This window comes from Micromonospora sp. NPDC047793 (assembly GCF_040642635.1).
Lineage (GTDB): Bacteria > Actinomycetota > Actinomycetes > Mycobacteriales > Micromonosporaceae > Micromonospora.
The window spans coordinates 1-13,604 of the sequence record NZ_JBEYSG010000032.1 but is presented as its reverse complement, the minus strand read 5'-3'; the positions used below and the strand labels follow the sequence as shown (position 1 = coordinate 13,604).

9 protein-coding genes and 1 pseudogene are annotated in these 13,604 nt (G+C 71.9%); 3 read left to right on the top strand and 7 right to left on the bottom strand.

All coding sequences use genetic code 11. The features are described 5' to 3' along the window. Positions 1-225: 225 nt before the first annotated feature. The 6 genes from ABZ738_RS32275 to ABZ738_RS32250 form a co-directional block, all read right to left on the bottom strand. Complete coding sequence (locus ABZ738_RS32275; RefSeq protein ID WP_357219643.1) at positions 226-762, bottom strand: hypothetical protein; 537 nt, start codon at positions 760-762, stop codon at positions 226-228. A 2-nt stretch (positions 763-764) separates the two neighbouring features. Then, the gene (gene dnaG / locus ABZ738_RS32270; protein ID WP_357219640.1) at positions 765-2,624 is read right to left on the bottom strand and encodes a DNA primase; all 1,860 of its coding nucleotides are present in this window, start codon (positions 2,622-2,624) and stop codon (positions 765-767) included. A 110-nt stretch (positions 2,625-2,734) separates the two neighbouring features. Next, entirely contained in the window at positions 2,735-4,375 is a 1,641-nt protein-coding gene (locus ABZ738_RS32265) for a BCCT family transporter (protein WP_357219638.1), read from the bottom strand. Positions 4,376-4,577: 202 nt separating this feature from the next. Then, the gene (locus tag ABZ738_RS32260; RefSeq protein WP_357219635.1) at positions 4,578-5,423 is read right to left on the bottom strand and encodes a siderophore-interacting protein; all 846 of its coding nucleotides are present in this window, start codon (positions 5,421-5,423) and stop codon (positions 4,578-4,580) included. 205 nt (positions 5,424-5,628) lie between these two features. Continuing rightward, the gene (locus tag ABZ738_RS32255) at positions 5,629-6,870 is read right to left on the bottom strand and encodes a deoxyguanosinetriphosphate triphosphohydrolase (protein WP_357219632.1); all 1,242 of its coding nucleotides are present in this window, start codon (positions 6,868-6,870) and stop codon (positions 5,629-5,631) included. Next, a complete protein-coding gene (locus ABZ738_RS32250) occupies positions 6,867-7,220 on the bottom strand; it encodes a VOC family protein (RefSeq protein ID WP_131054896.1) in 354 nt (117 codons plus the stop codon). The genes ABZ738_RS32255 and ABZ738_RS32250 overlap by 4 nt, the downstream gene beginning before the upstream one ends. Before the next feature lie 306 nt (positions 7,221-7,526). Between ABZ738_RS32250 and ABZ738_RS32245 the strand changes: the two genes are divergently transcribed. Continuing rightward, a complete protein-coding gene (locus ABZ738_RS32245) occupies positions 7,527-8,012 on the top strand; it encodes a roadblock/LC7 domain-containing protein (protein WP_254876962.1) in 486 nt (161 codons plus the stop codon). 66 nt (positions 8,013-8,078) lie between these two features. Here ABZ738_RS32245 and ppdK read toward each other — a convergent pair whose 3' ends face one another. Next, positions 8,079-10,823 (bottom strand): pyruvate, phosphate dikinase, encoded by a 2,745-nt coding sequence (gene ppdK, locus ABZ738_RS32240; RefSeq protein ID WP_357219628.1) that lies wholly within the window; start codon positions 10,821-10,823, stop codon positions 8,079-8,081. Between the two features lie 308 nt (positions 10,824-11,131). Between ppdK and ABZ738_RS32235 the strand changes: the two genes are divergently transcribed. Both ABZ738_RS32235 and ABZ738_RS32230 read left to right on the top strand, forming a co-directional pair. Continuing rightward, entirely contained in the window at positions 11,132-12,916 is a 1,785-nt protein-coding gene (locus tag ABZ738_RS32235) for a beta-N-acetylhexosaminidase (protein WP_357219625.1), read from the top strand. Positions 12,917-13,350: 434 nt separating this feature from the next. Continuing rightward, positions 13,351-13,604, top strand: a pseudogene (locus tag ABZ738_RS32230) (phytochelatin synthase); the annotation flags it as partial.

The following is a 13,604-nucleotide window of genomic DNA, read 5'->3' as shown; positions in this document are numbered from 1 at the left end:
CCGATCTCCCCCCGACCCCCACACCACCCACCCCCGCGCCCCACCCGACCCGCACGTCGATCATGGAGTTATGGCACCCGGAAGGATGTGTTTTGCCCTCGTTCGTCCTCGCCACAAATCCATGATCGGCGTGACGGGCGCCCGCGGCGGACGGCGAGGCGGACGGCGAGGCGGACGGCGAGGCGGACGGCGCGGACAGCCGCCGGAGCAGGGCGGCCGGGCAGGTCAGAGGTCGGTGGGGGTGGTGGCGGCGCGGGCGGCGGCGACGAGGTGATCGGTCTCGGCGAGCACGGCCGGGTCGTCCGTGGGGGTGCCGGGGTCGTAGCGGACCATCCAGGACAGGCCGTCGACGCCGGACACCCGCCGGCCGACGATCCGACCAGCGCCGCCGGGCACGGCGTGGTGCTGGGTGTACGCCACCGACTTGGTGACCCGGGCCCGGATCTGGTGCGGCAGCTCACCGGGGTCGAGCAGCAGGTAGCGCTCGGCCGGACAGTCGGCGACCACCACGTACCCGTCCCGTTCGGCGACCTGCTCGCCGGGAGTGACGGTCAACTCCCGGCCCGACCAGACCGCCTTGACGATGTCGTGCCAACCGACCCGGTGGCCGCGTCCGGGCAGCCAGAGCCCGAGGTTGGTGGCCACCACCACGCCGTCTCCCTCGCCGTTGCCGGCGGCGGACCAGGCCAGCACCCGCTCGTCGCGCTCCAGCGGTGGCCGGTCGGTCTGCGGCAGCTTGCGTCGGCGGCGGAACAGTCCCATCTCTACAGCCCTCCTGCCGCCTGCTCGCGCAGCGCGCGGGCGTGCTGCTCCAGCGACAGCAACTCGCCGAAGGTGGCGAAGTACTCGTCCTTGTTGTTGACCGGGTTGATCCGCTGGATCCGCGACTTGAGGTCCCGGATGCGGGCGGTGACCGAGCCCCACTGGAGGCGGGCCATCGTGATCGAGACGTATCTCGGGTCGGGCTCGCCGTCGATCCGCAACGGCTCCACGGCCAGCTCACCGACGAGGGCCTGGGCCGCCAGGTCGGTGCAGGCGTCCCGGACCGACTCGATCCACACCGCGCCACCGGCCGCCGACGCGGCTCCGCCGGCCGCCGACACCGCCTCCCGGACCACCACGTGCACCGGGTGCCGGTAGTCGCTCGCCTCGACCGCGTCGAACATCGGCCCGGCCAGCGCCGGCTCCTGGAGGGCGAGCTTGAGCGCCTCCCGCTCGACCATCGACTGCGGGCTGTCCACCGTCGGCTCGGCACGGGCGGTACGCGTCGGCGCCTCCGCCGGACGCCCCGAGGCGGCGGCCAGCACCGCCCGCTGCACCGGCTCGATCTCCATGCCGAGGTCCCCGGCGAGCTTGCGCACGTACTCGGGACGTTTCTCCTGGTCCTTGAGCTTCGCCACCAGCGGGGCGGCGCGGCGCATCGCCTCCACCCGACCGTCCACAGTGTCCAGGTCGAAACGGTTGAGCATGTGCCGCAGCGCGAAGTCGACGAGCGGCTCGCGGCGGGCCACCAGGTCGCGTACGGCCAGGTCGCCCTTTGCCAGGCGCAGCTCGCACGGGTCCATGTTGTCCGGACTGACCGCGATGAAGGTACGCCCGACGAACCGCTGGTCGTCCTCGAAGGCCCGCAGCGCCGCCTTCTGGCCGGCGGCGTCCCCGTCGAAGGTGAAGATGATCTCGCCCGCCACCGCGTCGGTGTCCAGCAGCAGCCGACGCAGGACGCCGATGTGGTCGGCGCCGAACGCGGTGCCGCAGGTCGCCACGGCGGTCGGCACGTCGGCCAGGTGGCAGGCCATCACATCGGTGTACCCCTCGACCACCACCACCCGGCCCTGCTTGGCGATCTCCCGTTTGGCCTGGTCGATGCCGTAGAGCACGTGCGACTTCTTGTAGATCGGCGTCTCGGGGGTGTTCAGGTATTTCGGGCCGTCGTCGTCCTCGAACAGCTTGCGGGCACCGAAGCCGATCACGTCGCCGGTGAGGTCGCGGATCGGCCAGAGCAGCCGACGCCGGAACCGGTCGATCAGGCTGCCCGAGCGGGCCGGTCGGGACAGCCCGGCGGTGACCAGCTCGTCGTGGGTGAACCCGCGCTGGCGCAGGTGCTTGGTGAGCGGGTCCCAGCCCTCCGGGGCGAAGCCGCAGCCGTACCGCTCGGCGGCGGCGCGGTCGAACCCCCGCTCGGCCAGGAACTCCCGTGCGGTCCGCGCCCCGGCGGTGGTGAGCTGCGCGGTGTAGAACTCCACGGCGGCGGCGTGCGCGGCGACGAGCCGCTGCCGCTGGCCCTGCTGCGGGCGGGTGCGCGGAGCGGAGCGGTCGTCCTCGATATACCGCAGTTGCACGCCGGCCCGTTCGGCGAGCCGCTCCACCGACTCGACGAAACTGAGGTGCTCGGCGTCCATCAGGAACTTGATCGCGTCGCCGCCCGCGCCGCAGCCGAAGCAGTACCAGACGTTACGGGCGGGTGAGACGTTGAACGAGGGGGACTTCTCGTCGTGGAACGGGCAGAGCCCCTTGAGGTTGCCGCCGCCGGCCGATCGGAGCGTCACCGTGTCGGAGATGACCTCGGCGATGGAGGTCCGCTCGCGGACCAACGCGATGTCCTCGTCCCGGATCCGCCCCGCCATGTCGCCACCCCCTCGGGCTACATCCTGCCCTGCCCCACCGACGGTGTAAGGAAGGGCCCCCTGCTAACGCCTGCGGTATAGCAGGGGTCCCCTCCTCACACCCCCAAGGATCAGCGGGGACGACGGCGGAGGTAGCGCCGGACGGGCGGCGGGTCCTCCTCCTCGTACGAACGGGCGGTGCGCACGGCGGCCGCCAGGCCGGATCGCGGGGTGCGGAACGGCGGCGCGAGCAGCGGATCGTCGGACATGTCCTTGATCAGCGCGGCGGCTAGTCCGAGCATCACCACCACGAACGGCAACGCGATCATGATGGTGGCCTGTTGCAGGGCGTCCAGCCCTCCGACGAGCAGCAGCACCGCGGCGACCGCGCCGATCAGCACCCCCCAGGAGACCACCAGCACCCGGTGCGGCCGCAGCGAGCCCCGCGAGGTCAGCGAGCCGAGCACCAACGAGGCCGAGTCGGCACTGGTGACGAAGTACAGCGCGATGAGCACCATGGCCAGGACGCTGGTCAACGCTGCCAGGGGAAGCGCGTCGAGCAGGCCGAACAGCGCCTGTTCGCTGCTCGCGGCGACGTCGGCCACCAGGTCACGGGTGCCGGTGCTCTGGATCCGCAGCGCGCTGCCGCCCATGATCGCGAACCACACGGCGCTGGCGCCGCTGGGCACCAGCAGGACGCCGATCAGGAACTGCCGGACCGTACGGCCCCGGGAGATCCGGGCGATGAAGGTACCGACGAACGGCGCCCAGGAGATCCACCACGCCCAGTAGAAGATGGTCCAGTCACCGAGCCACGCCGGGTCCGAGAAGGCGCCGGTACGGGTGGACATCACCACCAGGTCGTCGAGGTAGTTCCCGATCGAGGCGGGCAGCACCTCCAGCGTGTAGACCGTCGGACCGACCACGAACACGAAGAACATCAGCCCCAGGGCGAGCAGCACGTTGGTGGTGGAGAGCCACTTGATGCCCTTGTGCAGGCCGGTGAAGGCGGAGATCACGAACGCCAGGGTGAGTGCGCCGATCACCACCAGTTCGACGGCGGTGCTGTCCGGGACGCCCACCACCAGGTCGAGGCCGGCGGCGACCTGGAGAGCGCCGAGGCCGAGGCTGGTGGCCGAGCCGAAGACGGTGGCGAAGACGGCCAACAGGTCGATCGTCCGGCCGAGACCGCCGTCGGCCCGATCGCCGATCAGTGGCCGGAACGCGGCCGAGATGGTGCCCTTCCGGCCCTTACGGAAGGTCGAGTACGCCAGCGCCAGCGCCACCACCGCGTAGATCGCCCAGGGGTGCAGCGTCCAGTGGAACAGCGTGTACTGCATTGCCGCCCCGGCAGCCGCCTCGGTCTGCGGTTCGACGCCGCTCGCCGGTGCCGGGGTGGTGAAGTGCTGGATGGGCTCGGCGACGGCGAAGAAGACCAGGCCGATACCCATACCGGCGCTGAACATCATGGCGATCCAGGCCAGGGCGCTGAACTCCGGCTCCTCGTCGTCCTTCCCGAGCCGGAGTCGACCGAACCGGGAGAACGCCATCACCACCGCGAGCACCAGGAACGCGTTGGCCGCGACGACGAAGAACCAACCGAACGTGTCGATCACCCAGCCCAGGCCGGATTCACCGAAGCTCGCCAGCGAATCGCGGGCAAGTACTCCCCAGACCACTACGGCCAGCACCCCACCGACGCCGAGCCCGAGTACGACCCGGTCGATCTCGCCCGCCCGCTGGCGGGTTTGCTGCGGTATTTCGTCGCTCATGGTCACCCCGAACCAATCCTCCGGTTCCCGCGCCGCCGCGTGCCGCAATCAGCACGAATCACCCTGGTGTGACCAGGAGCTCGGCGACACAATGCTGATGATCGCCGACAAACGGGGCACTAACGGAGAGTTCGGGCACCTCGAACCCTATTGGATCATGACGCTAACAGGATCCGAGGAAAAAGGCTCGTCAAGACCTTGATCAACCGGCCGGGACCGGAACCGGGGCCTGCTCGTCGAGATCGACCTGCCGGTTCCAGTCGGACTTGCTGGCCCGCCAGCCCTCGTCGTCCAGGCCCCGCCGCCAGTAGCCGGAGATGGAGAGCGCGTCGCGCGGCACACCCCGTTCCACCCGCAACAGCTTGCGCAACTGGCGGACGAAACCCGCCTCGCCGTGCACGAACGCCTGCACCGCACCGGGCGGGAAGTCCAGCCCACGTACGGCGTCGACAAGCGCCTCGCCCACCGGCCGGGCACCCCGGTGCAGCCAGGTCACCGCCACCGCGCCGGGGCTGGGCAGCGGCTGCTCGTCGAGTGGGCCGTCGACCTCCAGGAAGACGTACGCCGGCACGCCGGCAGGCAGCCGGGCCAGCGACGCGGCGATCGCCGGCATCGCGCTCTCGTCGCCGACCATCAGGTGCCAGTCCGCCTCCGGGCTCGGCGCGTACGCCCCGCCGGGGCCGACGAACAGCACCTCGTCGCCGGGGCGCAGAGCCGCGGCCCACGGCCCGCCGAGCCCCTCGTCGCCGTGGTGCACCACGTCCACGGTCATCTCCCCCGCCACCGCGTCCCAGTTCCGGACCGTGTACGCCCGCAGCCGGGGGTAGTACTCCCGGGGCTGCTCGCGGCGGATCGCGGCGAGGTCCATCGGGCGCGGGTAGTCGACCCCGTCGACCGGAAACACGATCTTGATGTAGGTGTCGGTGTACTCGCCGAGCGGCAGCCCGACGAGTTCCTCCCCACCCAGCACCAGCCGGATCACGTGCGCGGTGGGCCGCCCGGTGCGCAGCACGCGGGCGGTGGTGACCTTGATCGGGCGCTCCGTCATCTGGTTAGGCTAACCTAACTAACCCGGTGGTCGTCCACCCCGGTACCCGATCCCCACCCCCGACCGCCCCCGACGGCGCGCGACGGGGTGTGGTGTTAGGAGGGGTCCCTTCCTATACACCAGGCGTTAGCAGGGGACCCTTCCTTGCACCGCACCCCCTTGCACCGCATCCCCTTACACCGCGCACCGTTACACCGCGCACCCCTTACGTCGCGCTCCGGTCGAGCAGGCGGGCGTGCCAGGCGAGCGCCGCCGGATCCGTCAGCGACGCCACCTGGTCGATGACCACCCGCAACCGGGCGGCGTCGTCCGGCGCGGAACGCCACCACGGCGCGAACACCGGGTCGAGCAGATCCGGCGCCCGCCGCGCCAGCGCCGCCACCAGGTCGGTGAGGATCTCCCGCTGCCGCTGGTAGTGCTGCGACGCGCCGGGACGGCGCATCACGTACCGCAACGCGATGCCCTTGAGCAGCGCGCACCGGGCCCGCAGCGGCCGGGGTACGACGAGGTCGGCCTCGTACCGGCGGTGCGGCCCGGGGCCGTACCGGTCGGTGGTGGCCGACACGGCGGTCGCCACGAGACGGCCGGTCAGCACGCTGGTGGTGGCCTTGAGCGCGGCCTGCGCCCGATGGCTGCCGTCGTACCCGGCCAGCGGCGCGAACACCGGGTCGGCCAGCAGGTCCAGCAACACCTGACCGAGGTGGTCGGGGGACTCGGTGGAGTAGACGGCGGCCACGTCGGCGCAGAGCGCGGCCCGCTCGTCGGCGTCGACCCGCAACGGCTCCAGGGTCAGGTACCCGCCGTGGATGGCGTCCTCGACGTCGTGCACCGAGTACGCCACGTCGTCGGCCCAGTCCATCACCTGCGCCTCCAGGCAGCGCCGCTCGCCGGCCGGGCTCCCCTCCCGCAGCCAGTGGAAGACCGGCAGGTCGTCGGCGTACACGCCGAACTTGCGCTGGCCCGGTCGGCGCGTCCACGGGTACTTGCCGACGGCGTCCAGCGCGGCGCGGGTCAGGTTCAGTCCGGCGGAGGTGCCGTCGGCGGCGTACACCTTGGCCTCCAGGCGGGTGAGTACGCGCAGCGTCTGCGCGTTGCCCTCGAAGCCGCCGCAGTCGGCGGCGACCACGTCCAGCGCCGCCTCGCCGTTGTGTCCGAACGGCGGGTGCCCCAGGTCGTGGGCGAGCCCGGCGGTGTCCACCACGTCCGGGTCGCAGCCGAGCCGCGCGCCCATCTCGCGGGCGATCTGCGCCACCTCCAGCGAGTGGGTCAGCCGGGTACGCAGGAAGTCGTCGGTGCCGGCCGCGTGCACCTGGGTCTTGGTGGCGAGCCGGCGGAACGCCGCCGAGTGCAGCACCCGGGCCCGGTCCCGCTCGTACGGCGACCGGCCGTGACCGGCGTCCTTGGCCGGCTCCGCCACCCAGCGCGCCTCGGCGCCGTCAGCGTTCAATCCCCCGCCTGCCGCAGGACGCAGAACTCGTTGCCCTCGGGGTCCGCGAGCACGGTCCAGTCGTCGCCGTCCTGGCCGACGTCCACGTGCCGGGCTCCCATGTCGACCAACCGCTCCACCTCGGCCTCCCGGTCGGCCGGGCGCAGGTCGAGGTGCAACCGGTTCTTGCCCTCCTTGACCCCGGTCCCGCGCACGAAGAGGATGCCGGGCAGCCGGTCGGCGGACTGCCGGATCTCCGCCTCGTGCGCCAGCTCGCGCACCACCTGGTAGTCGAGCGCCTCGGCCCACCAGCGGGCCAGCCGGCCCGGGTCGCGCGCGTCCACGGTCAGATGCGTCCAGACGCTGGTCATGCCGGCACCACCGGCCGGCCGTCGGCACGACTTCCCAGCAGTGCGGTACGCGGTTCCATCCGGCCACCCTTCGCGACGACGGTCCACGGGCGAGCCCAGGTTACGCCCGCCCAGCCGCCGGGGCCCGGCCGCGACGTGCCCCTGTCGTGGTCACATCCTCCGATCAGTCGAGAGTTGCCGACCGATTGCCGACGGTCACGGGATCGCCTAATTTGACGCCGACAGGTAGCGTCGCCACTGCGGAACGTCACCTGTTGAGGCGGAGACACGACCGGTGGGAGAGACACGCTCGTGAACGCGGAAACGATGATGGGCACCGAATTGCGCGGGCTGCGTCGCCGCCGCCCCGAGATCGCCGGCGTCGTCCTCGCCGGCATGGACGGCCTGCTGATCTCCAGCGACCTGCCCACGACCGACGCCACCCACCTCGCCGCCCTGGCCGCTGCCAGCTTCGGACTCGGTCACCGGATGGCCACCACGGTCCGACGGGGAGAGTTCCACGAATCCGTGGTGCACACCGCCGCCGGTTGCGTGGTCACCTACCCCGCCGGCCGGGACGCCCTGTTGACCCTGGTCGCCGAGCCGGGCGCGGACCTGGTCGCGCTGCGCGAGGAGGCCCGGGGCCTGGTCTCCCGGGCCGGTGCCGCGCTCGCCGCCCGGCACCGCCCGACGTTGCCGACGCAGCGTCCCGACCCGCACGCCCCGCTGGCGGTACGCACCCCGATGGCCACCCTGCCCAGCCGGCGTCCGCATCGCGACCCCTACATCACCTGGCGTCGACCGCCGATGTGAGTCCGGCACCAAGCCCGACGGCACCGGCACCGGGCCGGTGGATGCGCGTCCACCGGCCCGTACCCGTCAGCGACTGTCCGAGCCCGCCGTGACCACTGCGGCCCGCCCCGCCTCCAGCCGGGCCACCGGCACCCGGAACGGCGAGCAGGAGACGTAGTCCAGCCCGACCGAGTGGAAGAAGTGCACCGAGTCCGGGTCACCACCGTGTTCGCCGCAGACGCCGATCTTGAGCCCGGGGCGGGCGGCCCGCCCTTCCTCGGCGGCGATCCGCACCAGCCGGCCGATCCCGTCGGCGTCGATGGACTCGAACGGTGAGATGCCGAAGATGCCCAGTTCCAGGTAGCGCCAGAAGAAGGCGCCCTCCACGTCGTCGCGGGAGAAACCCCAGCCCATCTGGGTCAGGTCGTTGGTGCCGAAGGAGAAGAACTCGGCCGCCTCGGCGATCTGCCCGGCGGTCAGCGCCGCCCGGGGCACCTCGATCATCGTGCCGATCAGCACCTCGACGTCGCTGCCGCCGACCACCTCACCGATGATCCGTTCCGCCTCCGCGCGGACCGTCTCCAACTCCTGCACCGCGCCGACCAGCGGCACCATGATCTCGGGGCAGGACCGTACGCCCTGCCGGGTGCACTCCACCGCCGCCTCGGTGATCGCCCGCACCTGCATCGCGAACAGGCCGGGGATCACCAGGCCGAGGCGTACGCCGCGCAGCCCCAGCATCGGGTTCTCCTCGTGCATCCGGCGTACGGCGGCCAGCAGCGCCTCCTCCTTGGCGACGTCCTCGCCGCGTTCCTGGGCGACCGCCACGTCGACCGCGAGCTGTTCCAGCGGGGGCAGGAACTCGTGCAGCGGCGGGTCGATCAGCCGGACGGTGACCGGCTGCCCGTCCATCTCCCGGAAGATCTCCACGAAGTCCGCCCGCTGCAACGGCAGCAGCGCGGCCAGGGCCTGCTCCCGTTCGTCCGCCTCGCGCGCCAGGATGAGCCGTTCGACCAGCTCACGGCGGTCGCCGAGGAACATGTGCTCGGTGCGGCAGAGCCCGATGCCCTCGGCACCGAAGCGCCGGGCCCGCGCCGCGTCGACGGCGGTGTCGGCGTTGGTGCGTACCGCCAGCCGCCGCGCGGCGTCGGCGTGCGACATGATCCGGTGTACGGCCCGGACCAGCGCGTCGTCCGTGGTCTCCGGGTCGAGTTCGCCCTCGAAGTACTGCACCACCTCGGAGGGCGTGGCCGGCACCTCGCCCAGGTACACCTTGCCGGTGGTGCCGTCGATGGAGACCACGTCGCCCTCGGTGACCGTTCGCCCGGCCACGGTGAACCGCCGGCCGGGTACGTCGATGTCCAGCTCGTCGGCGCCGGAGACGCAGGTCTTGCCCATCCCCCGGGCCACCACGGCGGCGTGGCTGGTCTTGCCGCCACGCGAGGTGAGGATGCCCCGTGCGGCGATCATGCCGTTGAGGTCGTCCGGGTTGGTCTCCCGGCGGACCAGGATCACGTCCTGGCCCTCGGCGGCCAGCTCCACGGCACGGGTCGAGGTGAAGACGACCGCACCGACGGCGGCACCCGGCGAGGCGCCGATGCCGGTGGCGACCGCCTGGAACTCGTGGTCGAGCTGGAAGCGGGGGAACATCAGCTGGGCCAGTTGGGCGCCGTTGACCCGGTGCAGCGCCTCGTCCAGGTCGATCAGCCCCTCGTCCACGAGCTGACCGGCGATGACGAACGCGGCGGCGGCGGTCCGCTTCCCGACCCGGGTCTGCAACATCCAGAGCTTGCCGTGCTCGATGGTGAACTCGATGTCGCACAGGTCCCGGTAGTGCCGCTCCAGCCGGGCCATGTAGTCGAGCAGTTCGTCGTAGGACGTCCGGTCGATCCGTTCCAGCTCCTGCAACGGCACGGTGTTGCGGATGCCGGCCACCACGTCCTCGCCCTGGGCGTTGGCCAGGTAGTCGCCGTAGATGCCCTGCGCGCCGCTGGCCGGGTCGCGGGTGAAGGCGACCCCGGTGCCGGAGTCCGGCCCGAGGTTGCCGAAGACCATCGCCACTACGTTGACGGCGGTGCCGAGGTCGGCGGGGATGCGTTCCTGCCGCCGGTAGACCACCGCCCGCTCCGCGTTCCACGAGTCGAAGACCGCGCGGATGGCAAGGTCGAGCTGCTCGCGCGGCTCCTGCGGGAAGTCCCGCCCGGTGTGCTTCCGGAAGATCTTCTTGTACGTGTCGACGAGTCCCCGCAGGTCGTCCGCGTCCAGGTCGAGGTCGTCGGTGGTGTTCCGGGCGCGCTTGGCGTCGTCGAGCGCCTGCTCGAACTCCTCCCCCGGCACGTCGCAGACGGTCTTGCCGAACATCTGGATCAGTCGGCGGTAGGAGTCCCAGGCGAACCTGTCACTGCCGCCGGAGGCGGCCGGGTCGGCGGAGTCGGCGTTGGCGCCGGCCTGCCGGGCCAGGCCCACCACGGAGCGGTCGTTGAGCCCGACGTTCAGGACGGTCTCCATCATCCCGGGCATGGAGAACTTCGCCCCGGAGCGCACCGAGACCAGCAGCGGGTCCTCCGGGTCGCCGAGCCGCCGGCCCATGCCCCGCTCCAGGGAGTCCAGGTGACGCGCGATCTGGTCGGCCAACCCGTCGGGCTCCGCGCCGGTGGCGAGGTACGCCTGGCACGCCTCGGTGGTGATGGTGAAGCCGGGCGGAACCGGCAGGCCGAGATTGGTCATCTCGGCCAGATTGGCACCCTTGCCGCCGAGCAGATCCTTGAGGTCCTTGTTGCCCTCGGCGAAGTCGTAGACGTACTTGTGTTCGACCGTTTCCTGCGTCACCAAAGCCTCCCACGCGCCCGGACTGACACTTAACGAAGGTTCAGTTTTCGATTTCCCCGGGATCGACCACTGCTAATCCAAGGGACTTTTCCGATCGGTGGGCGAAGGCTAAGCGAACGTCGTGAGCCCCGGGAACATTCGGTGACAAGGGGCACAGCAATCACCATCGGTCGCGCTCGCCACGGTCCCTGGGAACGTTTCCACGTGCACGAATACGCAACAGCCGGTCTCCCCGTACTCTTGACGGCACGCAGCGTCACGCTCGCACCTTTGCCAGAACCGCCGCGACTACACCCCTCGGAGCCGTCGTCGTGTCCACGCCCCCCACCACCGCCCCGCAGCCACCCGAGAGCACCGGCCCGGCCGGCGTACCCGCCGCGCGGACCGGCACCACCGCGGACCGCACGCCACCCGCCGCCCCGGAGGCCACCGCCGTCAACGCGGTCGCCGCTCCAGCGGTCGCCGCCGCCGATCCGGCCGGCCACGCGGTCCGCACCGCCGGAGAGCTGGCGGAGACGGCGGCGCGGGAGGCGGCGACCCAGCTCGCCCGGCCGGCGCCGGTCCCCCTCGACGACGTGGTGCCGGCCCCCGAACACGTCACCCCGGACGCCAGCGCCGACCACCTGCTCACCGCCGACACGGTCATCCGGGTCAGCGCCGACCCCGCCGCCCTCGCCGTCGCCGAGCAGCTCGCCGCGCTGCTGCGCCCCGCCACCGGGTACCCGCTGCCGGTCACCGACACCACCGCGCCCGCCCCGGCCGGCGGCATCGCCCTCGCCCTGACCGGCGATGCCGACCTCGGTGCGGAGGGCTACCGGCTCGACGTCACCCGCGCCGGGGTACGCCTCACCGCCGGCACCGCCGCCGGCCTGCACCACGGGGTCCAGACGCTGCGCCAACTGCTGCCCGCCGACATCGAGAGCGCCACCCCGGTCGACCGGCACTGGGTGCTGCCCGGCGGATCGATCCTCGACCGGCCCCGCTACCCGCACCGGGGCGCCATGCTCGACGTGGCCCGGCACTTCTTCGGCGTACCCGACGTGCTGCGGATGATCGACCACCTGGCCCGGTACAAGCTCAACCGGCTGCACCTGCACCTCACCGACGACCAGGGCTGGCGGATCGCCGTCGACTCCTGGCCCGACCTGAGCACCGTCGGCGGGGCGACCGAGGTCGGTGGCGGGCCGGGCGGGTACTACACCCAGGCCGACTACCGCCGGATCGTGACGTACGCGGCGGCCCGGCACATCACCGTCATCCCCGAGATCGACCTGCCCGGGCACACCAACGCCGCATTGGCCGCGTACCCGGAACTCTCCCCGGACCGGACCGCTCCGCCGCCGTACACCGGCACCGAGGTCGGGTTCAGCTACGTCGACCCGGCACACGATCGGACGTACGACTTCGTCGCCGACGTCCTCGGCGAACTCGCCGCACTCACCCCCGGCCAGTGGTTGCACATCGGCGGCGACGAGGCGTTCAAGGTGCCCGCCGACGTCTACGCCGGGTTCGTCGAGCGGGTGCAGCGGATCGTCGCCGGGCTCGGCAAGACGGTCGTCGGATGGCACCAGATCGCCCCGGCCGGGCACGTCGACGGGCGCGTCCTGCAGTGGTGGGGCACGAACGGCGACGACCCGCAGACCGCCGACGCGGTCCGTCGGGGCGCCCGCATGATCCTCTCCCCCGGCAACCACGCATACCTGGACATGAAGTATGCCCCGGACACGCCGCTCGGACACGACTGGGCCGGTCTCATCGACGTACGTCGGGCGTACGAGTGGGATCCCGGCACGCACCTGACCGGCGTGCCGGCCGAGGCCGTACTCGGGGTGGAGGCGCCGCTCTGGACCGAGTCGGTGACGAGCCTCGACGAGATCGAGTTCATGCTGCTGCCCCGCCTGCCCGCGATCGCCGAGCTGGGCTGGTCACCCCGCCGTACCCACGACTGGGACGCCTTCCGTCGACGGCTGGCCGGGCACGGCCCGCGCTGGACGCGGGCGGGCGTCACCTTCCACTCCGCACCCGACATCCCCTGGCCGCCCCACGCAACCATCCCCCCTGCAAGGAAGGGCCCCTTGTTAACGCCTGGTGTATAGCAGGGGACCCCTCCTAACATCGCCCCCGCGCGGTGGGCGGGTTCGCGACGGGACGGGTGATGTTCAGGGTTGACGCCGGACGCTCCGGGCGCGAGGGCGCGTCGATCAACGTCGGATGATCCGGTTCGCCGCTGGCGATTCGTACCTCGGTGTCTGATTCGTGCCCACTCGTGGGTGGGCTGTGGCCGCGGCGATCGCGGAATCATCGGGCCGGGCCGGGGGTTGTACATGGCATGACCGCGACGCCTCCCCCGGCGCCGCACCCCCCGGGACCCGGGCCGGAATGACCCCGCACCCCCCGGCGTTACACCTGGCCCGGACGTCGTGAGCAGTCCCCACCGCGCGGACGCCGACGAACCCGGGACATCCCCCCGCGGCACACCCGTCCCCCACGGGAGATCGCCGCACACCCCCGACGAAAGGTTCAGATCATCATGCGTACCACCATGCTGCGCAAGACCGCTCTGACCATCGCCGCTGCCGCCGCCACCGCCGGAGGCATCGCCGCACCCGCGATCGCCGCCCAGGCCACCCCGGGCGTCCAGGCCGCCGCCGTCGTGCAGGCCGACCGCAAGGGCCACGGCGAACGCCAGCTCGACGTCCGCTACGAAGCCCAGCCCAACTTCTACTACTGCGGCCCCGCCGCCGCCCGCAACGCCCTCAGCGTCCAAGGCAAGAACATCGACGT